The following is a 19,972-nucleotide window of genomic DNA, read 5'->3' on the forward strand; positions in this document are numbered from 1 at the left end:
GGCCCCGCAGCGAAGCGGGCAGCAGCGGTCGGACGAACTCCCACTCGGCATCGGACAGCTCATGGCGACGTATCACCCGACCATGATCCACTACCCAAGATCCATTGAAGACACCCCCTAGCCGCGAAAGCTGGACGCCTACCGGACCGGGGCCGCGGTCGACCGGGTGCGGTACCCGATGCTGGGCGGTTCCACGGGGAGCGTCAACCCCTGCGCGTTCTGGCCGCGCAAGGGCATCGAGAAGCCGGTGAAGATCAGTGACCGCGGCCCGTCGAACGTGCTCATGGTCCAAAACGAACGCGACCCGGGCACCCCGCCGGCAGGCGCTCTGAGTCTGCGGCGCGCTCGGCGAACGAGCCAGGATGGTGAGCGCCGACCAAGGCGGCCACGGTGTCTACCCGTTCGGCAGCAACACCTGCGTGAAGGACGCCGCCACCGCCTTCCTGGCCACGGGCGAGCGCCCGGCCCGGGACCGTTCCTGTCCCTCAGCGACGGCCGAGACCTCCTGACGAGCTCACGGGGAGCAACTGGTCGCCGTACCTGTAGACGACGACCCCCGGAGGATCGTCCAGCCTGAGCCGGTAGATCACGGGCGACGGAAGGGTCACCTGGACGATCTCGCCGTCCTTCCCCGACTTCCTGTCACGAGCTCGCTGACCGACGCTCCACATGGTCACACCGCCCTCAGGCGGCGTGTGTCGTCGCCGTGTTTGGCGCGCAGGTGCGCTCCGTACAACGCCTCGAGATCAGCCTTGCCCCGCTCGTCGCCGTAGGCCCGGTTGATCTGCGTCCGGAACCATTGGCAGTCCTCGCAGCCACGCGCCTCTACTCGCTCCATCGATCCCACCCGATCATGTCGATTACTCGTTGTGGTCAGATCAACACGGGCCGGGCTACGATGGCGCCGCTTGAACGTCGGCAGGCAAGTGGGGCGTCAACGACCCTGCTCCGAGGGGAAGATGAAAGGGGCTGGTCGGGAGTGGGGCGAAAGCGCAAAGTGGCGCCGGACTTGAACGGCGGTGTGCCTCGCTCGTTCGGCGAGGACGTGAAGCGCGTCCGCCTCGCCAGAGGGCTCACCCAGAAGCACCTCGGGACCGCCACCGGATACTCCGAGGGCTACGTCAGCAAGGTCGAGAAGGGGACGATCATCCCCTCGATGAAGTTCGCGGAGGGCTGCGACCGGGCGTTCGGCACCGGGGGCCTGTTCGCCGAGTCGCTCCGACGGCTCATGAACGTCGACCACCCCGACTGGTTCGCCCCCTTCGTCGAACTGGAACGACAGGCCTCAGGTATCTGCGACTACAGCACCAACCTCGTCTTCGGCGGGGCGCAGACGCGGGAGTACGCGCGGGCGCTGCTCAGGTCGGGCCAGCCGCTCGACACTCCCGAACAGACCGCGGCAAAGGTCGACTTGCGGATGGAACGCGTCAAGCTGCACGAGCAGGACCAGCCGCCGCTTCTCTGGCTGGTCCTGGACGAGGCGTCCCTGCGGCGGCGGGTCGGAGGCGACGGCGTGATGCGTGCTCAACTCCGGCGCCTGACACTCCTGTCGGAGTACCCGTGCGTCACGATCCAGGTGCTCCCCTTCTCTTCGGGCGCCCTCCCGGCGTCCTCGCCCTTCACGTTGCTCGACTTCCCCGACGACGTGAATCAGCCGTCCGTCCTGTACTCCGAGGGGCAAGGCATCGGTCGTGTGATTGACTCGCCCGAGCGGGTAAAGGACGCTCGCAGCCGGTACGAACGACTCCGGGCGGACGCGCTCTCACCGGATCACTCACGGCACCTGATTCAGAGCGTGATGGAGGAACGCAGCCATGAGTAGCAGCACACCCAGCGCTGACACGGTCTGGTTCAAGTCCAGCTTCAGCGGTGGGGAGGGCGGCAACTGCGTCGAGTGGGCCCCTGGCCTCATAGCCGACGCCGGAGCCGTCCCCGTCCGTGACTCCAAGGACACCGCCCGCAGGCCGCTCGCGTTCTCGCCGGCCGCGTGGACGGCCTTCGTGGGCGGGCTCAAGGCCTGAGCCCGTCCGGCGCGCGTCGCTCGCCTCCGACCCGGACAATGGGAGCCATGCGGCTCCCTGTCCTGCCACCGGTCAAACCGATGCTCGCCAAGCCCGTCGCCTCGATCCCCGAGGCGGCGGAGGGCATGCAGTACGAGGCCAAGTGGGACGGGTTCCGCTGCCTGGTCTTCCGGGACGGTGACGAGGTCGAGCTGATCAGCCGTACCGGCAAGTCGCTGGTGCGCTACTTTCCCGAACTGGTCGAGGGGGTACGGGAGCGGGCGCCGCGCCGCTGCGTGCTGGACGGCGAGATCGTGCTGCCGCTCGGCGCCCGGCTGGACTTCGAGGCGCTCCAGCAGCGCATCCATCCGGCCGCCTCCCGGGTGCGGTTGCTGGCGGAGCAGACGCCCGTCTCCTTCGTCGCCTTCGACCTGCTGGCCCTCGACGACACCGACGCGATGCCCAGGCCGCTGAGTGAGCGGCGCGCGATGCTGGAGAACGCGCTCAAGGGGGTACGGCCGCCGCTGTACCTGGCGCCGGTGACCTACGACAGCGCGGTGGCCGGTGACTGGTTCGCGCACTACGAGGGCGCCGGGCTCGACGGGGTGGTGGCCAAGCGGCCCGAGCTGCCGTACAGGCCGGGGGAGCGGGTGATGCTCAAGGTCAAGCACGAGCGCACCGCGGACTGCGTGCCGGCCGGGCTGCGCCCCCACAAGAGCGGCGCCGACGCGCTGGGTTCGCTGCTGCTGGGGCTCTACGACGCCTCCGGCGCTCTGCAGTACGTGGGCGCCTCCTCGTCGTTCACCGCGGCGCGCAGGCGTGAGCTGATGCGGGAGCTGGCGCCGCTGCGGATGGACCGGCCGGGTGAGCACCCGTGGGCCCGCTGGGAGGACGCGTCGGCGCACGAGGAGGGCCGGATGCCGGGCGCGCCCAGCCGGTGGAGCGGCACCAAGGACCTGTCTTGGGTGCCGCTGCGGCCCGAGCGGGTGTGCGAGGTCGGCTACGACCATATGGAGGGTGCGCGCTTCCGCCACACGGTGCTCTTCCGGCGCTGGCGCCCCGACCGCGAACCGGGCTCGTGCACGTACGAGCAGTTGGAGCAGCCCGTACGGTACGACCTTGAGGAGGCGCTCGGCGGGCGGTGACGGGCCGGCGGGGCTGAGGGGTCAGCGCGCAGAGCGTGCCGGGTCGCCCTCGGTGGGCTCGGGCAGACCGGCCGCCAGCGAGTCGAAGCAGGAGTCGAGCATGGCCAGCAGGTCCTCGGCGGAGGACTCCGGGTCCCAGGCGCGGATGGCCGAGCGCAGCACCGTCATCCCGGCGCCCGCCAGGAGGCGCGGGTAGAGGGCGTCGGAGGGCAGCCCGGTGCGGGCGGCGACGGCGTCGGAGAGCGCCTCGGCCATGTGGCTGTTGCTGTGCACCAGCTTGGGCACCAGTTCCGGATGGGCGCCCAGCAGCTTGCGGCGCTCGCGCCAGCCCGCGTCGGCGACCAGTGCGGGGATCGCCGTGCGCAGGGTCTGGCGCAGGGCGGTGAGGGGCGGCTCGGCTGCGGGCCGTGCGGCCAGGAGGTCGACGAGGTGGCCGGTGAGCCTGTTGTCCCAGTCGAAGACCGCGTCGTCCTTGGTCTCGAAGTAGTTGAAGAAGGTGCGGGGGGAGACCCCGGCGGCCTCGCAGATGTCGTGCACGGTGACGGCGGCGGGGCCGCGTTCCAGATACATCGCCACCGCGGCGGCGCGCAGTGCCGAGCGGGTCTCCAGTTTCTTCCGCTCCCGGAGACCGTGGGCGGTCTCGGCGGTCTCGGCGGCCATCTGTGCTCCCGTGCTCTCCCGGTTGCGGTTCTCTCCCGCGGTCCCACCCGCGGTCTCACCTGTGGCGCTTCCTACAGTAGTGCATTTTTGCAGCGCTGCACCTTTCTGTTAGCGTAGCTAATCATTGGCCATGCCACATATTTTTACGAGGAGGCGGACCCCAGCCCATGGCGGAACACAAGGCGGAACCGGAGAGCGGAGGCGGCCCCTCGGCGCTCCGCACGACCGTGCGCACCCTGGCGGAGACGCTCTGGTTCCCGGCGTTCTTCTTCACCGGCTTCCTCGTCTGCTACCTGCTGCCCTTCCACAACCCCGTCCCCCACCACGTGGACGTGGCCGTGGCGGGGCCCACCGCGCCGCAGCTGGAACAGGCGCTCGAACACAAGAGCCCCGGCGCCTTCGACATCCACCAGGTCGCCGACGCCGACGCGGCGCACGACGCCGTCACAGGGCGCGAGGCGACCGCGGGCTACGTGCCCGACGCCAAGCAGCCGCAGCTCTACGTCGCCAAGGCCGACGGCTACTCGCTGGAGTCGGTCCTCCAGAAGACCTTCACCTCCGTCGCCCAGCAGAGCGGCGGGCAACTCCAGGTCCACGAGGCCGCACCCACCGCGCCGGGCGACGGCATGGGAACCGGACTGTTCTACGTCGTCCTCGCCTGCACCATCCCCTCGTACATCAGCGTGATGATGCTGCTGCGGGCCACCACCTTCGGGCGGCGCAAGAAGGTGCTCACGCTCGCGGCCGTCGGAGCCGTCGAGAGCGTCGTGGCCTTCTTCGTGGCGCGCGGCATGGACGTCATCCCGAACGAGCCGCTGGCCATTCCGCTGATCTTCCTGATGACCCAGGCCGTCGCGCAGACCTCCTTGGGTCTGGTGCCGTTCTTCAAGCAGTTCTTCCCCGGCGTGGCCATGGGGCTGTTCGTCCTGCTGAGCATGCCCTCCAGCGGTGGCGCGATACCCGTCCAGATGGTCCCGGGCTTCTTCAGGGCGCTCCACCCGATCATGCCGATGGGCAACCTCATCGAGGCGCTGCGCGGGCTGTTCTACTTCGACGGCAAGGACGTGTGGCGGCACGTGCTGGTGCTGTGCGCGTGGATCGTCGCCGGTGCCGCGCTGCTCGCGCTCGGCCTCTGGAAGGAGCGGCGCGCGGCCCGCAAGGAGGCCGGGAACGGTACCGAGGCCGGTACCGAGGCCGAGGCCGAGGTGGCGGCCGACGAGCCGCAGGCGGCCGTCACGCCGTCCGAGCCCCCGGTCGAGGACCCCTCCTTCGAGCTGCCACGGCCCAGTGCCGTGCCGCCGCACCTGCACCGCATGGGGCAGCAGCAGCCCACCCTGACGGGACGGGTCACCGACGAGGGCGGCCGGGCGGTCCACGGCGTCGCCATCACGGTCACCGGCACCCACGGCAGGGAGCTGGTCCGCGCGATCACCGACGAGAACGGCGAGTACGCCGCGGCCGGACTGCCCGACGAGTTCGTCAACGTCATCGCCAGCAGCCCCGACCGGCTCGCCGCCGTCGCCCGCGTACGGGCCAGGGACGGTCACCCCGTCCGGCAGGACTTCCGCCTGGACCGCCGTCCCGTCCCCGCGGGTACGGGGCGGTAGCAGGCCGCGTGCGGCGACCACGACGACGGCCGCCCGGGTTCACGCCCGGGCGGCCGTCGTCGTGCGGGTGCGGGGCGGCGAGGCGCTCGGCCGTGGCCGCCCGCCCCTCCTGATACCGGCCCCTCAGGCGTTGCCGCCCGCAGGGCCGCCGCCCTGCTCGGGGCCGCCGCCCTGCTGGGCCTCGGCGGCGGACTTGTGGACCTCTTCCATGTCCAGCGCGCGGGCCTGGCCGATCACGTCCTCCAGAGCGGCCTCGGGAAGCGCACCGGGCTGGGAGAAGATCAGGGTGCGGTCGCGGATGATCGCCAGAGTCGGGATCGACTGCACCTCGAACGCCGCTGCCAGCTCCTGCTGGGCCTCCGTGTCCACCTTGGTGAAGGCCAGGTCGGAGTGGCGCTCGGCGGCGGCCTCGTACACCGGGGCGAAGCTGCGGCAGGGGCCGCACCAGGACGCCCAGAAATCGATCAGGATGAAGTCGTTCCCCGCGATGGTCTCCTCGAAGTTGTCCGTGGTCAGCTCGATGGTGCTCATGCTGTCTCCTGCGATGGGGGCATCAGGACGGGCCGCGCCCTGGTGTGGCGGGAAACAAGCCCCGCCGGGCCCCACATTCCCCGCCCACCCCCTTCTCCGGCAAGCGCGCCTCCCCGGTGAGCGCACCTCTCGGGCAACCGCCGGCCTCTCGGGGCGTGTGCCTCCCTCTCGCGCACGCGCCCCGGACCGCCTCTCTCCGGATCAGGCGTGGACCGGGAAGGGGGCGCTGAGGGGCGTCAGGCCTGGTCCGTCCCGCAGCGCCCGTACCAGTCGACGCACACCGCGAGGGCGTCGTCCTCGGAGGGTCCCTCGCCGCGGTGGCGGGTGAGCTCCTGGAAGACCGCGCGGGGCACCTGCGCGGCGGGCAGCAGCCCGTTGGCGGTCAGCGAGCGGGCCAGCGCGTGGTCACCGAAGGCCTCGCCGGCGGGGGAGCGGGCCTCGTAGACGCCGTCCGTCGCCAGCAGCAGCCGGTCACCTGGCTGCATCCTGAAGTGCTCGGTCACGTAGTGGGTGTCCTCGAACATGCCCAGCGGCAGCTGCGCGTCGAAGACCACGGGGTCCACCTTGCCCTCCCGGCGCAGCCAGGCGCGCGGTGACCCGGCCTCGACGACCTCGGCCCGGCCCGTGGCGAGCTCGAAGCGGATCAGGACCATCGCGACGTGCGCGGCGCCCCGGTGCTGTGCGTACACGGCCTGGTCGGTGAGCGCGGCCTGGTCGGCCAGTGAGAGGCCGGCGCGGCGGGCGTTGCGCATCGCGCTGACGGCGAGGTTGGTCAGCAGGGCCGCCTCCACACCGTCGCCCATGCCGTTGGCGACGGCGACGGTCAGATGGTCGGCCGAGACGGACCAGTCGAAGTTGTCCCCGCTCGTGGAGTACGCGGGCTCCAGGTGGGCCCCCAGGGCGAACTCCGCGCGCCGCAGGGACCGGCCGGGCAGCAGCTGCCACTGCATCTCCGCGGCCAGCGTCAGCCGGGTGGCCCGGCGGGCTCGCTGGTAGAGGTCCGTGTCGCGCTCGGCGACCGTGATCTCGTGACCGAGGGCCCGGCACAGGTCCTCCAGCTCGGGCAGCAGGCCGTGCGCGTCGGTGCCGGAGGGGAAGGCGACCGACAGCACGCCCAGCCGGTCCCCTCGTACGCTCACCGGCAGGTGCACCGTCACCGTCCGTGCCGCCCTGTCGGTCAGGACGAGAGGCTCCGGCGCCCGCAGCGCACGCCCCTGCGGACTGTTGTGGATGCGCAGCGGCTCGGCGGCGGACGGCACGGGCTCGACCCGCTGCAGGGTGCGCATGCCGAGGTCGGCCATGCGCAACTCGGCTCCGGACGCTCCGTACTGTTCTCGCAGTGCCTGCTCGACGACATCCATCAATGCGTGGGGGGCGGCGGCGCGCAAGGCCCGCTCGACCACGGCGAATCTGTCCACGTCTCCTGCTTCTCGTTCTGCCGAATCGTGCGACGGCCTGGCAGGGGGCACTGCGTACCCTGCGGCCGGACCAGTACATTATCGTCGCACTGCAATATTCGCTGAATGACAACAGATGACCACTCGGCGGCCCGGACACAAGACCGTGACCTGCGGGTGAGGGCCTGCCGCGCGGGCCTGTCCGAAGAGTGCCGGAGGGCGATAAGCTCTTCTCCGCCCCTTGCACGGAGACGGACAGGCGACGAGTGTGCCCCGTGACGACGGGCAGAAGCGCCGGAAATGGGGAGTGAACGTGACCTCGACCTCGCACGAGGCAGCCGGGACGGCCGGCGAGGTCATCGAACTGCTGGAGATCCTGTGGGAGCACGGCAGGGACGCGGTCTCCACCTCGCCCGTCTCCGCCTCGCAGCTGCGGGTCCTCTACTGCCTCGACCGTGACGAGGGCATGAACCTCCGCACGCTGGGGGAGCTGCTGGGCTCTGCGCCCTCCTCCGTCAGCAGGCTGTGCGACCGGCTCCAGGCGCTCGGCTTCCTGGAGCGCCTGCCCAGCCCCGTCAGCCGCCGGGAGCTGGAGCTGCACCTGACCCGTCAGGGCAAGAAATACCTGAGCGACCTGCGGCTGCGCCGTGAGGAAGCCCTCACGGCGACCCTCGCGGCGATGCCGCCCAAGGCCCGCGCGGTCCTGGCGGAGGGCTTGCAGGCCTTCCGGGAAGCGGCGGAGGGCGCCACGCCCACGCGGCGGCTGAACGCCCTCGAAGAGCTCGAAGAGGTGGACCGCTCCGCCTGACCCCGACCGGGCCACCCGCGGTCGGCCCTTCGGCCGCCCCAGTCCTCCGGGCCGGCCCAGGCCGCCCAGCGCGGCCGACGCGCCTCAGCCGCACCGGACCCGCCGCGCCTGACGGCGCACACCTGGCGGCGCACACCTGGTGGCGCGCACCTGGTGGCGCGCACCTGGTGGCGCGCACCTCACCTGCTCAGTTCGGCCTTGCCGAAGAGCGCCGCATAGCCGCTCGGCAGCTGGCTGATCAGCTGGTTGAGCTCTCCGCCTGAGACCGCGTCGGCGAGGGTCGACAGGACGGCACTGGCGTCCCACTCCGCGGTGCGGGGGCGGGCGCCCGTCTGCGCGGCGACGCGCTCGCAGAACCGGGCCACACCGAACGTCTCGGGGTCGTCCTCGCCCGCCTCGGCGACGACGGGTCCGAGCGGGCCCGGCAGCTGGGCCGCCAGTTCTCCGGCCTTGACGGGGGTGATGCGGTTGGCGAGCACGCTCAGTACCACCCAGGCGACCTGCTCGGCCTCCTGCTGGTCGTGGTACTCGCCGCGTTCGCGGACCTGGGCCAGGAACTCGTCGTACCTCATGATCGGCTCCTTCGTGCCGCCGGATCTCGTGCCCTTGTGCGCGGTGGTCTCGCGCCTCGCGGTACCCAGTGGGCCGCTCGTCCATGGGTGGGATGTCCGAGGTCACGGTGGGCGGCCCCGAGCGCGGGCTACCCCTCGTCGGGCAGCGGCGCCCCCGTGTAGTTCGCGGCCAGTTCCGCCGCGGCGTGCGGGGAGGCGGCGACGCGCTCCAGCTGGGAGAGCTGGAGCCGGGTGTCGAAGGAGGACTGGTCGGGCGCGGTGTGCAGGGTGGTGGTCATGAAGGAGGAGAAGTGCTGGGCGCGCCACACCCGCCGCAGGCAGTCGTCGGAGTAGGTGTCGAGCAGGGCGGTCGAGCCGGTCTCGTACAGGCGGGCGAAGGCGCGGGCCAGCACCGCCACGTCGGACGCCGCCAGGTTGAGGCCCTTGGCACCTGTCGGCGGGACGATGTGTGCCGCGTCCCCGGCCAGCAGCACCCGCCCGTAGCGCATCGGCTCGGTCACCGAACTGCGCATCGGCAGCACGGCCTTCTGAGTGACCGGGCCGCGTGTCAGCCGCCAGCCGGCGTCCGCCCCGAACCGGGTGTCCAGCTCGTCCCAGATCCGCTCGTCGGGCCAGGCGTCGGGCTCCGTACCGACCGGCACCTGGAGGTAGAGCCGGCTGACCGCCGGGGAGCGCATGCTGGCCAGCGCGAAGCCACGCGGCGAGTGGGCGTAGATCAGCTCGTCGTGGACGGGGGGCGCGTCTGCCAGGATGCCCAGCCACGCGTACGGGTGGACGCGCTCGTGCACCTGGCGCGCGTGGGCCGGGACGGCGTCGCGCACGACACCGTGGAAGCCGTCGCAGCCGACGACCCAGTCGCAGACCAGCGCCCGCTTGCGCCCCTCGTGGGTGTAGTGGACGGTGCAGCCGCCGTCCTGGGCGCCCTCCACCGCGTGCACCGGCGCCTCGAACAAGAGGGGAGGGCCGTCGGCGAGTTGGAGTGCTATGAGGTCCTTGACGACCTCCGTCTGGGCGTAGACCCACACGCGGCGGCCGCCGGTGAGCGCGGGGAAGTCGAGACGGTGGCGGCGCCCGGCGAAGCGCAGTTCGATGCCGTCGTGCGGCAGCCCCTCGCGCTCCAGCCGGTCCGCGGCGCCCGCCCGGCGCAGTACGTCGACGGTGCTCTGCTCCAGGATCCCGGCCCGCTGCCGCTGCTCCACGTAACCGCGCCCCCGGCTCTCCAGGACGACGCAGTCGATGCCGTGCAGATGCAGCAGCCGGGCGAGCAGCAGCCCTGCGGGGCCCGCACCGACGACGGCCACCCGCGTGCGCGAGCCGGGACTCATGCGGGGCCTCGTTCCCCGGCGGTGTGCGGCGGGGTGGCGCCGTCCCAGAGGGCGAGCAGCGCTTCGGTGACGGCCTCGGGCCGCTCCACACCGGCCAGGTGCGCCGCGCCCGGCACCTGCACGAGCGTGGACGCGCGGATGCCGCGCGCGAGTTCACCGGCGTGGGCGGGCGGGATGGCCGGGTCCGCGGCGCCTGCGACGATCAGCGTCGGCGTGGTGATCCGCGACAGCGCGGGCCGCGCGTCGAAGGCGGCGACGGCCTCGCAGCAGGCGGCGTACCCGGCCGGGTCGGCCTCGGCGAGGTCCGCGAGCAGCCGTGCACCGAGCTTCGTGCCGGTCATCCGCTCGGGCTCGGCGAACCAGCGTCCCGGCGTCGCCTCCAAGAGGGAGCGGGTGCCGTCCTCGCGCACGAGCGCGGCCCGCTCGTACCATCCCGCGGGCTCCCCGAACCAGGCCGAGGAGCACACCAGCGCCAGCGACGAGATCCGCTCGGGGTGGTGGACGGCCAGGTGGGTGCCGACACCGCCGCCCAGCGAGATGCCCGCGTACCGGAAGGTCTCCCAGCCGTGGTGGTCGGCGAGCGCCAGCACCCGCGAAGCCAGCCCGGCGACGGTGGCGGGCCCCGCGTCCGGCGCGACGGCGCTCCCGCCGACGGCGTCGCCCCCGTGGCCCGGCAGGTCGTACCGCAGCACCCTGTGGTGCCGGGTCAGGGCGGGGACCTGGGGCTCCCACACGGTGAGGGAGGTGCCCAGGGACGGGCCCAGGATCAGCGGGGTGCCGTCTGCGGGGCCGTCGAGGCGGTGGTGCGGCAGGGTCACGGACTCTCCTCGGATCGCGGTGCTGTGCGGGATGGTGCGGCCGGTCCTTCGGCCAGCGCCCGGTCCACGAGCGCGGGCGCGCAGCCCGTGTGGTGCGCGGGCTCGGCCAGGCCGGCCCAGACCTCCTGCGGGACGCCGGCCAGTTCGCCGTACCCCCGCAGGACGTCGACGAACGCGGCGTGTTCGGACGCCGACCGTGCGGCGGCCTCGGTGACCAGCGCGCCGGCCCGCGCCCGCCCCACGTACCGGGACAGGACGAGCGCCGCGTGCTCGGAGACGAGGCGCCCGCCCGTCAGCGCGAGGTTCTCGCGCATGCGGTCGGGCCGCACGCGCAGCCCCTCCGCGAGCTCGGCGGCGCACCGTGCCGCGCCCCCGGTCAACCGCAGCGCCTCGCGCAGGGTCTGCCATTCGGCGTGCCAGGCTCCGGCGGGCCGCTCGTCCTCGGCGGCGAGCGCGCCCAGCAGCACGCCGGCCAGCGCGGGGAGCTGCCGTGCCGCTGAGGCGACGAGGGTGGCCCGCACCGGGTTGGCCTTGTGCGGCATGGCCGATGAACCGCCGCCCGCGCCCTCGGCCACCTCCGCCGTCTCCGTACGGGACAGCGCCAGCACGTCCGCGGCGAGCTTGCCCAGACCGCCCGCGGTGTGGGCGAGGGCGGCCGCCAGATCGGCGACGGGCGTGCGCAGGGTGTGCCAGGGCAGCGGCGGTTCGGCGAGACCCGTCTCCCGGGCGAGCAGCGAGGGCAGCCGCAGGGCCGCCTCCCCACCGCCGTGCGCGGCGAACGCGGCCAGGGTCCCCGCCGCGCCGCCCAGTTGCACGGGCAGCGCCTCCCGAACGCGGGTCAGCCGCCGCCGCGCGTCCAGCACCAGGGCCCGCCAGCCTGCCGCCTTGAGGCCGAAGGTGGTGGGCACGGCGTGCTGGGTGAGGGTACGGCCCGGCATGGCGCTGTCCCTGTGGGCGGCGGCGAGCGCGGCCAGCGCGGCGGCGGTGCGCTCCAGGTCGGCCAGCAGGTGGCCGAGTGTGCGGTGGGCGACCAGCATGGTGGCGGTGTCCATGATGTCCTGGCTGGTGGCGCCCCGGTGCACCCAGGGCCCGGCCGCTTCCCCCACCGCCGCGGTGAGGTCGGCGACCAGCGGAATGACGGGGTTGCCCCCGGCGCCGGCGCGCAGCGCCAGGTCCCGTACGTCGAAGCGCGTGGCGTCCGCCGCGGCGGTGACGGCGCGCGCCGCCGCGTCGGGGGCGAGCCCGAGCCCGGCCTGGGCGCGGGTGAGGGCGGCCTCGGCGTCGAGCAGCGCCTGGAGGAACGCGCGGTCGCCCGTCGCGGACTCGGCCGGGGAGCCCGCCCGCACGGGGGAGAGCAGCCCGCAATCGGCCCCGTCGTCGGGTGCGTCACCGGGCCCCTGGGACGGGGGCGGCGCCGGGGGGCTGGTGGGGTCCGAGGGGGAAGTCACAGAAGACCGTCTCCTTCTCGCCCTGGAGGCGGAGGTCGAAGCGGTAGCGCCGCTCTGCTTCGCGAACGGCGAGCAGCGTGTTGAGGCGTTCGGGCGGCAGCGCGGCGAACTCCGGCTCAGCGGCCAGCGCTTCGGCGTGTTCGGGCAGGTGGACGCGGGTATGCAGGTGGTGCAGCAGGCCTCGCGCGAACAGCAGGAGCGCCAGGTACGGTACGGCGGCGGGGCGGTGCGGGCCCGGCGCCAGGGTACGGAGCGTCCAGTGTCCGTCGGCGTCCGCCGGTACCCGGGCGAAGCCGGTGAAGCGTACGGTGTCGCGGCCCACGACCTGCCCGGTCGCGGGGTCGTGGCGCAGCGAGCCGGGCGCCCCGGCGGTCGCTCCTGCCGGGTCCGCCTGCCAGAACTCCAGCAGCGCGTCGGGCACCGGCTCTCCCGCCCCGTCGAAGACGTACCCGTGCAGGGTGAGCGCTTCGGGATGCCCGGCGGGGACGAGGTCGCCGCCCCCGGCGAAGGAGAGCGCGTAGCCGTAGAAGGGGCCGACGGTCTGCGACGGGGTGGGCGGGAGCGGCATGGCGGCGGGCGCGGCCGCGGTCGGTTCGGTCATCGGGCGCGGCCCTCCTCGCACCAGGTGGCGGCCGGGCCGTCCAAGACGATGTCCCAGCGGTAGCCCAGCGACCACTCGGGAACGGACAACTCGTGGTCGTAGTCGGCGACCAGCCTCTCGCGTGCCGCCAGGTCGGTGACCGACCGCAGGATCGGGTCGTAGGGGAAGAGCGGGTCCCCGGGAAAGTACATCTGCGTCACCAGCCGCTGGGCGAAGGCGTCGCCGAAGAGGGAGAAGTGGATGTGCGCGGGGCGCCAGGCGTTGGTGTGGTTGCGCCACGGGTAGGCGCCCGGCTTGATCGTGGTGAAGGCGTACCGGCCCTCGTCGTCGGTCAGGCAGCGGCCGAACCCGGTGAAGTGCGGGTCGAGCGGCGCCGGATGCTGGTCGAGCCGGTGTGCGTACCGGCCTGAGGCGTTGGCCTGCCAGACCTCCACCAGCTGCCCGCGCACGGGGCGCCCGCGCCGGTCGAGGACCCGCCCTGTGACGGTGATCCGCTCTCCCAGCGGTTCCGCGTGGTGCCGGCGCGTCAGGTCGCTGTCCAGCGCGGTGACGTCCGTGACACCGAAGACGGGGCCCCTCAGCTCGACGGCCTCCGGGTCGCGCAGCGGCAGCGGCGCGGCGAGCGGGTGGCGCAGGGCGCTGCTGCGGTACGGCGGGAAGTCGCGCGGCGGATGGTCCCGGGTCGCCGCGTGCGCGGCCCGCGCGTGCGCAGCGCCGATGGCCTCGTCGATGTCCGCCTGCGAGGGCGCGGGGGAGAGGGGCGGCGCATCGCCTCGTGCGGTGGCACCGTGCGGGGGCGGGGGTGGGACGGGCTGTGCGTGCGGGGCGGCCGAGCCGGGCTCGGCCGGCGGGGGAGGGTGCTGTGCGGTCATCGGGCCTCCTCGGGGACGCGGATCGGGGCGGCGGTGCGCTCGGCCACCTCGGCGGCCTCGCCACCGGGCGCGCACTCGCGCGGGACGGCGCCGATCGAGGCCGTGCGTCGGCGGCGGGTACGCGGCCTGCGCTGTCCGGTGTTCGCACAGTGAACTATCGTTCGTTACCGCGAACGCCCGGCGAGTCTCTTCCGGGCACGAGGCCGTGTCAATGGGCGGCAGTGGGCGGCAAGGGGCGCCGCGCCCGGGAGACCGCGCCCGCGGCCCGCCCGTGCCCCCGTCGGACACGTGCCGGGAGCGGGCGTGTGACGCCGCCCGCCCCGTGAGGACTTCGGAGGACCGCATGCCACGCAGCGCAGCGACCCCACCGCCCGCACCGCCCACGCCCTCCCCGCCCCGGGCCGCGCCCGGCGGGGAGGCCGTGGCCACCGTGGAGCGCGGCCTTATGGTTCTCGGCGCCCTGGCGGCGGCGCCGGGCGGCCGGCTCAGCCGCGCCGAACTCGTGCGCGTCTGTCCGCTCGCCCGCGCCACCCTCGACCGCGTCGCCGCCACCCTCGTCCACCTCGGGTACCTGCGCACCGAGGGCCCCGACCTCCGCCTGGCGCCCCGCGTCCTGGAGTTCGGCAACGCCTATCTGGCCGCGAGCGGACTGCCCTCGGTGCTGGGCCCGCACGCCCACCGGCTCGCCGACGAACTGGACGAGTCGGTCTCCGTCGCCGTCCCCGACCACGACGGAGTGCGCTTCGTCATCCAGTGCCCGCGGCGGCGCGCCATGGCCGTCACCTTCCACATCGGTGACCTGCTGCCCGCCGAACGATGCGCGCCCGGCGCCCTGTTCGCCGCCCGGTGGGATGAAGCGACGTGGCGGCGCTGGCGGCAGCGCCTGGCAGCGGACCCGCACGCCGCCGGGTTCCTCGCCCTCCCGCCGCGCCGCGGCCCGTGGCAGGCGCCAGGTGCCGAGGAGTTCACGGCCCGCGTCGCCGCGGCCCACGAGGCGGGCGCCGCCGTCGACGACCAACTCGTCGAGCCCGGACTCGTCGCCGTCGCCCTGCCCGTGTACGGGCCCGACTCGACGCTCGTCGGCGCCGTCAGCGTCGCCAGCCACACCAGCAGACACACCGCGGACAGCCTCACGGCCCACGCGCTGCCCCGGCTGCGCGCCTGCGCCGCGAGGATGCGCGAGACGCTCGCCACGTCAGGGCGCGGGACACAGCACCCGGCCCCCGGCCCCGCGCACCACTTCCCACCGCCACCGGCGCCGATACCGGCGCCGGAGTCCGCGTCGGCGCCCGGTCCTGCACCGGCGGCCGTGCCCACACGGGCGGCGGCCCTGCGGGCGGTCAAGGACGAAGTCGGGCCCGGCTTCCTGCAGTCGCTCGCCCGCGGCCTCACCGTCCTGAGTGCGCTGCGCGCCCCCGAAGGCCTCACCCTCTCCCAGGTCGCGGCCGCCACCGGGCTCTCCCGGGCCACCGCCCGCCGCTTCCTGCACGCGCTGCGCCACCTCGGCTACGTGGGCGCGGGCACCGACGAGACGCGTTTCGTGCCGCTGCCCAGAACGCTCGGACTCGGCTTCGCCGTCCACGCGGGCCTCACATTCGAGCGGATCGCCACCCCCCACCTGGCCGAACTGGTCGGCCGCGTCCACGACTCGGCCTCGATCGCCGTCCTGGACGGCACCGGCATCCGCTACGTGGCACGCGTCGCCGCCACCCGCGTCATGGGCGTCGACCTCGGTGTGGGCACCCGGCTTCCCGCGTACGCCGCCGCCATGGGCCGCGTCCTGCTGGCCGGGCTGGACCGCCGGGAGGCCGCGGACCGGCTGGCCCGTTCGGCGCCGCGACCCCTCACCGGCCGCACCCTCACCCGGCAGCCGGAGCTGGCCGCCGCCCTGGAGTCCGCACGGCGGGACGGCCACGCCCTGGTCGACCAGGAACTGGAAGAAGGACTGTGCTCCCTCGCCGTCCCCCTCCACGACCGGCACGGCCGGGTGGCCGCCGCCCTCAACGTCGCCGCCCACGCCGCCCAGCGCACCCCGGAGGAGCTGCGCACCGCCGTCCTGCCCGAACTGCGCGCGACGGCCCGCCGGATCGAGGCGGACCTCGCGGCCGCGACGGAGTACCTGGCGCGGGAGGCGCTCACCGGCGCGCCGTAGCGGGGCTCCCCCTCGCGGCCGCGCTCAGCCCCCGCGACAGGCGTCCTTCAGCTCGGCGAGCAGGCCCACAGGGCCGTACAGGACGAGCGCCCCGTCCCCGACGACGCGGCGGGTTCCCGGGTCCACCGGCTGCGTGGGCGCCCACGACGGCGCTCCGATCCCGAACTCCACCTCGAGCCCCGAGCGCGCCGTGAAGCGGCGCTCCCGGATGACCCCCCACTGCCGGGTGCGTACGGGCTGCGGCAGCCCGAGTCCGCGGGCCCAGGCGTCCCCGTCGAAGGCGGACACGTCGGCCACCAGCAGGACGAGATCGACATCCGAGCCCGTCCGTGCCGCGCCCCGGGCGCAGGAGCCGACCAACAGCAACCCGGCCACGTCCGGGCGGCGGGCCGCCCAGTCGGTCACCCTGGCGAGCACCTCGTTGATCTCGGCGACGCGTGCGGCCGGCAGGTCGGGACCGGGGGAGGGGAGAGGCGGGTGGCGCATACGGAGAGCCTACGGGCGGCCGACGGCGAGGCGGCGGCCCGCGGTCGGCCCACGCGGGGGGATGTCCTGCGGTCGGCCGCCCGCGAGGGGAGGGGCCCGGTCAGCGGCTCGCGTAGGGCAGCAGCCCCATCTCCCTGGCGTTCTTCACGGCGGTGGCGAGCCGGCGCTGCTGTTGGGCCGTGACGCGGGTGACGCGGCGGCTGCGGATCTTGCCGCGGTCGGAGAGGAACTTCCGTAGCAGGCCGGTGTCCTTGTAGTCGATGGAGGTGATGCCCGCGACGTCCAGCGGATTGGGACGGGGACGCTGCGGCGTGCGGCCGGTGGTGCGGCGGGACATGGGACCTCCATGAGGGAACGGGATGACAGGCAGGGGGACGGGGGGCACGGTCAGGGGACGGGGGAGAGGAGTGCGTCGAAGGCGGCGGGGAGCCGCTTCCAGCACTCGCGGCCCGCGGCGTACTCGGCGTCGCTGAGCAGGCAGGCGTCGAGGAGCGCGGTCAGCCCTTCGCGGTCCAGTCCCGGCGAGGTGAAGACGAGGTGCTGGCAGCGGTCGCCGTTTCGGTGGTGCCAGTCCAGCGCGGCGGCGGCGCGTCGCACGGGCGGCACCATCTCCCACGCGGCGTCCGGCAGCGCGGCGAGCCAGGGTCCCGCCTCCTCCACGCACAGCGCGCCTCCGGCCGCGTCCCAGGACAGCAGGGTGTCCGGCCGGTCGGCGAGCCAGAACCGGCCGCGGCTGCGGGCGGCCGCGCAGCTGAGGTCCTCCAGGGCCTGGTAGAGCCGTTCGGGGTGGAAGGGCCGGTCCGCGTGCCAGACGAGGGTCGCCACTCCGGCCTCCTCTGTCTCTTGGGGCAGCCGGGCGCACGACGGGTGCTGGGCGGCGGCAGCGGCCGGCACGTCGAACCCGGCGAAGACGAGCGGCACCAGCTCGGGGGCGCCCAGCGGGACCTGACGGGCCGTGGGGTGCAGCTGGGTCAGGAGCGCCCGGTCCTCGTCGTCGGCGTCGTCGGCTTCCCGGCCGTCGACCAGGGCGAGGACGGGCGCGTACTCCACCTGCCGCGCGAAGGTGTCCGCGACCGTGCGCTGGTCGGTGGCGGCCGCGGCCAGACCGGCCTCGGCGAGGTCGTCCCCGCTCGCGAGGCAGGGCAGCACCAGCGCCGGATCGACGGCGGTGACCACCTGCGCCACCCGCAGTGCCCGCCCGCCGTGGGCGGCGACGACCTCGGCCATCGCCCTGGGCTCCACCGAGTCCCACAGCTCCACCACCGCCAGTCGCGCGGAGCCGGCCAACCCCGCCAGTTCGGGCACGAGGTCCTCGCGCAGGGCGCAGCAGGCGCAGTCGTCGACCAGCGGCGCCTCGCCGACGTCGACCGTGCCGGCGCGTTCGCGCACGACGCGGGTCACCGTGCCGTCGGCCGCACTCCCGAGGTCGTGGTGGAGCGACACGCTTCCCGGCACGCTGCGCAGCAGCCAGGTGACCACGCGCCTGCGGGCCTCGGCGTGCAGGCCCGCCACCAGCACGACGGGCAGCGGCTCGCTGTCCTCCGGCACCTGGCCCGGCGCTCCTTCCGGCTTTTCCCCGGTCATCGGCCGCCTCCGCCGGGGCCGTGGACCGGTGCGACGGTCTGTCCGCCGGTGGGTGCCGAGCGGGTCGGGAAGGGGCAGTCCGGGCTCTCGCCGCGGAGGACGACGGGGACGTGGGCGGGGTGGTTTCCGGGCTTCATGGGTGTCCTTCCTCGGGTCCGGGTCAGCGCTCTTCGCGGTAGTCGACGTGCCTGCGGACCCGCGGGTCGTACTTGCGCAGGGTCAGCCGGTCGGGGTCGTTGCGCCGGTTCTTGCGGGTCACGTAGGTGTGGCCGGTGCCGGCGGTGGAGCGGAGCTTGATCAGGGGGCGTAGTTCGTCACGAGCCATGGCGGCCACTATATTGTTAATGGAAATCATTTCCAACTGGAGTCCACGAGAGGTAGGTAACACCCGTTGTCCGCCCACTGCATGCTCACCGGAGCGCGGCCACGCTTCGGCAAGGCTGTATCCCACTCCCACCGCCGCACGCCCCGGCGCTTCGACCCCAACGTGCAGCGCAGGCGCTACTGGCTGCCCGGCGAAGGCCGCTATGTCCGCCTCACCCTGAGCGCCAAGGGCGTCAAGACCGTGGACGTCATCGGCGTCGAGGCGGCCGTGGCCCGGATCCGCGCCAGGGGAGGCCGGGTCTGATGGCGAAGAAGAGCAAGATCGTCAAGAACGAGCAGCGCCGCGAGACCGTCGCCCGGTACGCCGCGCGGCGGGCCGAGTTGCGCGAGATCGTACGCAGGTCCTCCACCACCGAAGCCGAACGGCGTGCCGCACAGGTCGAGTTGCGGCGCCAGCCGCGCGACGCCAGCGCGACCCGGGTGCGCAACAGGGACAGCGTGGACGGCCGTCCCCGCGGCCACCTGCGGACCTTCGGGCTCTCCCGGGTCCGCTTCCGCGAGCAGGCGCACGCCGGGTTCCTGCCGGGGGTCACCAAGTCCTCCTGGTGACCCGGCGTGCCGGCGCCCGCCGCACACGTCACCAGGGGCCGCTCCGTACGGAGCGGCCCCTGGGGGTCGGCCGGACCCGCGGCCCGGCCGTGACGCGGAGGGATCATCCTTGGAGGTTCGGAGGGCCTCTCCGCGTCGGCTGGGGAACTGCCGGCGAACCGGTCAGTCGTTCTGCATCGGGCCGAACTTGAAGATCACCGAGTCGTTGATGATGTGATCGTCGTCCGAGACGTTGACGGACGTCCAGTTCTTGTGGACGTCCTTGTTGACCCAGTTGTACTCGTCGCCGCCGCAGGCCGAGGCCGCGGTGGTGCCGGCGGCGGCCAGACCGAAGGCGGCGAGGCCGACCGCGAGGGAGCGCGTCAGGGTGCGCATGCGCATGGAAACCTCCATGGAGATCACGAAAGAACAAGGACCGGCCCATCGTCGCCGCTTGGCCGTGCATTACAGAGCAATATATGAAGGACACGGCATAACGGACCCGAATGGCCTCCTCGGCCCGCGGCCTTGGCCGTCAACGCGTCGGGCCGCCGCCGGCGCGCGCCGGCCCGCTCACGGGTGAGGCACCGAAGGGAAACACCGCCGATCGGGTGAGACCCCGCCCGTTGGGCGTGGCGACGGAATGTCCGGCTCAGGTCGCGGTGCACCCTTGTGCGCGTCTTGGTACACAGAGCAAGGAGGATCGCCATGCGCATCCGTACCGCGGTTGTCGCCTCAGGTCTGGCCGCCACCACCGTTCTCGGCGGCGCGAGCGCGGCGTTCGCCGACGCGGGCGCCAGTGGCGCGGCGACGAACTCGCCGGGGGTGCTCTCCGGCAACGTCGTCCAGGTCCCGGTCCACATCCCGATCAGCGTGTGCGGCAACACCGTCGACATCGTCGGGATCCTGAACCCCGCCTTCGGCAACTTCTGCTACAACGACTGACACCGCCCCCGCGGCGGCGGGTTCTCCCCTCACCCGCGGGCTCTCCGTTGTCAGTCGAGCGCCCCGCCGGCCACCGGCGGGGCGCTCGCGCGTGCCCGGTCGTGGGGGC

23 protein-coding genes and 1 pseudogene are annotated in these 19,972 nt (G+C 73.7%); 10 read left to right on the plus strand and 14 right to left on the minus strand.

Going from position 1 to position 19,972, the window contains the following annotated elements:
• Positions 1-148: 148 nt before the first annotated feature.
• The 4 genes and pseudogenes from DTL70_RS25770 to DTL70_RS25790 form a co-directional block, all read left to right on the plus strand.
• Positions 149-509, plus strand: a pseudogene (locus DTL70_RS25770) (alpha/beta hydrolase); the annotation flags it as partial.
• A 512-nt stretch (positions 510-1,021) separates the two neighbouring features.
• Positions 1,022-1,822 (plus strand): helix-turn-helix domain-containing protein, encoded by an 801-nt coding sequence (locus DTL70_RS25780; RefSeq protein WP_245979743.1) that lies wholly within the window; start codon positions 1,022-1,024, stop codon positions 1,820-1,822.
• Entirely contained in the window at positions 1,815-2,021 is a 207-nt protein-coding gene (locus tag DTL70_RS25785) for a DUF397 domain-containing protein (protein WP_114024406.1), read from the plus strand. The genes DTL70_RS25780 and DTL70_RS25785 overlap by 8 nt, the downstream gene beginning before the upstream one ends.
• A 47-nt stretch (positions 2,022-2,068) precedes the next feature.
• A complete protein-coding gene (locus DTL70_RS25790) occupies positions 2,069-3,145 on the plus strand; it encodes an ATP-dependent DNA ligase (RefSeq protein WP_114024407.1) in 1,077 nt (358 codons plus the stop codon).
• Between the two features lie 21 nt (positions 3,146-3,166).
• Here the strand turns inward: DTL70_RS25790 and DTL70_RS25795 are convergent, their stop codons facing one another.
• Positions 3,167-3,805: a TetR/AcrR family transcriptional regulator gene (locus DTL70_RS25795; RefSeq protein ID WP_114024408.1), complete on the minus strand. Its 639-nt coding sequence runs from the start codon at positions 3,803-3,805 to the stop codon at positions 3,167-3,169.
• 167 nt (positions 3,806-3,972) lie between these two features.
• Here DTL70_RS25795 and DTL70_RS25800 point away from each other — a divergent pair, with 167 nt between their 5' ends.
• Positions 3,973-5,412 (plus strand): ABC transporter permease, encoded by a 1,440-nt coding sequence (locus DTL70_RS25800; protein WP_114024409.1) that lies wholly within the window; start codon positions 3,973-3,975, stop codon positions 5,410-5,412.
• A gap of 123 nt (positions 5,413-5,535) precedes the next feature.
• Here the strand turns inward: DTL70_RS25800 and trxA are convergent, their stop codons facing one another.
• Complete coding sequence (gene trxA / locus DTL70_RS25805; protein WP_114024410.1) at positions 5,536-5,943, minus strand: thioredoxin; 408 nt, start codon at positions 5,941-5,943, stop codon at positions 5,536-5,538.
• 236 nt (positions 5,944-6,179) lie between these two features.
• Positions 6,180-7,361 carry a PP2C family protein-serine/threonine phosphatase gene (locus tag DTL70_RS25810; RefSeq protein WP_114024411.1) on the minus strand — a complete coding sequence of 394 codons (1,182 nt, stop codon included), beginning with the start codon at positions 7,359-7,361 and terminating at the stop codon, positions 6,180-6,182.
• A gap of 292 nt (positions 7,362-7,653) precedes the next feature.
• Here DTL70_RS25810 and DTL70_RS25815 point away from each other — a divergent pair, with 292 nt between their 5' ends.
• Complete coding sequence (locus tag DTL70_RS25815; protein ID WP_245979745.1) at positions 7,654-8,148, plus strand: MarR family winged helix-turn-helix transcriptional regulator; 495 nt, start codon at positions 7,654-7,656, stop codon at positions 8,146-8,148.
• A 179-nt stretch (positions 8,149-8,327) separates the two neighbouring features.
• Here DTL70_RS25815 and DTL70_RS25820 read toward each other — a convergent pair whose 3' ends face one another.
• The 6 genes from DTL70_RS25820 to pcaH form a co-directional block, all read right to left on the minus strand.
• A complete protein-coding gene (locus tag DTL70_RS25820; RefSeq protein ID WP_114024413.1) occupies positions 8,328-8,720 on the minus strand; it encodes a DUF2267 domain-containing protein in 393 nt (130 codons plus the stop codon).
• A gap of 128 nt (positions 8,721-8,848) precedes the next feature.
• Entirely contained in the window at positions 8,849-10,045 is a 1,197-nt protein-coding gene (locus DTL70_RS25825) for a 4-hydroxybenzoate 3-monooxygenase (RefSeq protein WP_114024414.1), read from the minus strand.
• Entirely contained in the window at positions 10,042-10,863 is an 822-nt protein-coding gene (locus DTL70_RS25830; RefSeq protein ID WP_245979747.1) for an alpha/beta fold hydrolase, read from the minus strand. The genes DTL70_RS25825 and DTL70_RS25830 overlap by 4 nt, the downstream gene beginning before the upstream one ends.
• Positions 10,860-12,311: a 3-carboxy-cis,cis-muconate cycloisomerase gene (pcaB, locus tag DTL70_RS25835; RefSeq protein WP_114024415.1), complete on the minus strand. Its 1,452-nt coding sequence runs from the start codon at positions 12,309-12,311 to the stop codon at positions 10,860-10,862. The genes DTL70_RS25830 and pcaB overlap by 4 nt, the downstream gene beginning before the upstream one ends.
• A complete protein-coding gene (gene pcaG / locus DTL70_RS25840) occupies positions 12,250-12,912 on the minus strand; it encodes a protocatechuate 3,4-dioxygenase subunit alpha (RefSeq protein WP_245979749.1) in 663 nt (220 codons plus the stop codon). The genes pcaB and pcaG overlap by 62 nt, the downstream gene beginning before the upstream one ends.
• Complete coding sequence (gene pcaH, locus DTL70_RS25845) at positions 12,909-13,784, minus strand: protocatechuate 3,4-dioxygenase subunit beta (RefSeq protein WP_245979751.1); 876 nt, start codon at positions 13,782-13,784, stop codon at positions 12,909-12,911. The genes pcaG and pcaH overlap by 4 nt, the downstream gene beginning before the upstream one ends.
• A gap of 343 nt (positions 13,785-14,127) precedes the next feature.
• Here pcaH and DTL70_RS25850 point away from each other — a divergent pair, with 343 nt between their 5' ends.
• A complete protein-coding gene (locus DTL70_RS25850; protein ID WP_114024416.1) occupies positions 14,128-15,936 on the plus strand; it encodes an IclR family transcriptional regulator domain-containing protein in 1,809 nt (602 codons plus the stop codon).
• Positions 15,937-15,960: 24 nt separating this feature from the next.
• Here the strand turns inward: DTL70_RS25850 and DTL70_RS25855 are convergent, their stop codons facing one another.
• The 4 genes from DTL70_RS25855 to rpmG all read right to left on the minus strand — a co-directional run bounded on the left by DTL70_RS25855 (position 15,961) and on the right by rpmG (position 18,331).
• Complete coding sequence (locus DTL70_RS25855) at positions 15,961-16,422, minus strand: nucleotidyltransferase domain-containing protein (protein WP_114024417.1); 462 nt, start codon at positions 16,420-16,422, stop codon at positions 15,961-15,963.
• A gap of 100 nt (positions 16,423-16,522) precedes the next feature.
• Positions 16,523-16,759 (minus strand): 30S ribosomal protein S18, encoded by a 237-nt coding sequence (gene rpsR, locus DTL70_RS25860; protein ID WP_114024418.1) that lies wholly within the window; start codon positions 16,757-16,759, stop codon positions 16,523-16,525.
• A 50-nt stretch (positions 16,760-16,809) separates the two neighbouring features.
• The gene (locus DTL70_RS25865; protein WP_114024419.1) at positions 16,810-18,006 is read right to left on the minus strand and encodes a CobW family GTP-binding protein; all 1,197 of its coding nucleotides are present in this window, start codon (positions 18,004-18,006) and stop codon (positions 16,810-16,812) included.
• 160 nt (positions 18,007-18,166) lie between these two features.
• Positions 18,167-18,331, minus strand: coding sequence for a 50S ribosomal protein L33 (gene rpmG / locus DTL70_RS25870; RefSeq protein ID WP_114024461.1), 165 nt, complete (start codon positions 18,329-18,331; stop codon positions 18,167-18,169).
• A gap of 66 nt (positions 18,332-18,397) precedes the next feature.
• Between rpmG and rpmB the strand changes: the two genes are divergently transcribed.
• Complete coding sequence (gene rpmB, locus DTL70_RS25875) at positions 18,398-18,634, plus strand: 50S ribosomal protein L28 (RefSeq protein ID WP_114024420.1); 237 nt, start codon at positions 18,398-18,400, stop codon at positions 18,632-18,634.
• Entirely contained in the window at positions 18,634-18,939 is a 306-nt protein-coding gene (rpsN, locus tag DTL70_RS25880; protein WP_114024421.1) for a 30S ribosomal protein S14, read from the plus strand. The genes rpmB and rpsN overlap by 1 nt, the downstream gene beginning before the upstream one ends.
• A 162-nt stretch (positions 18,940-19,101) precedes the next feature.
• Here the strand turns inward: rpsN and DTL70_RS25885 are convergent, their stop codons facing one another.
• Complete coding sequence (locus tag DTL70_RS25885) at positions 19,102-19,320, minus strand: hypothetical protein (protein WP_114024422.1); 219 nt, start codon at positions 19,318-19,320, stop codon at positions 19,102-19,104.
• Between the two features lie 306 nt (positions 19,321-19,626).
• Between DTL70_RS25885 and DTL70_RS25890 the strand changes: the two genes are divergently transcribed.
• Positions 19,627-19,863 carry a chaplin gene (locus DTL70_RS25890; protein WP_114024423.1) on the plus strand — a complete coding sequence of 79 codons (237 nt, stop codon included), beginning with the start codon at positions 19,627-19,629 and terminating at the stop codon, positions 19,861-19,863.
• Positions 19,864-19,972: the final 109 nt, after the last annotated feature.

The organism is Streptomyces diacarni (genome assembly GCF_003323715.1).
GTDB classification, from domain to species: domain Bacteria; phylum Actinomycetota; class Actinomycetes; order Streptomycetales; family Streptomycetaceae; genus Streptomyces; species Streptomyces diacarni.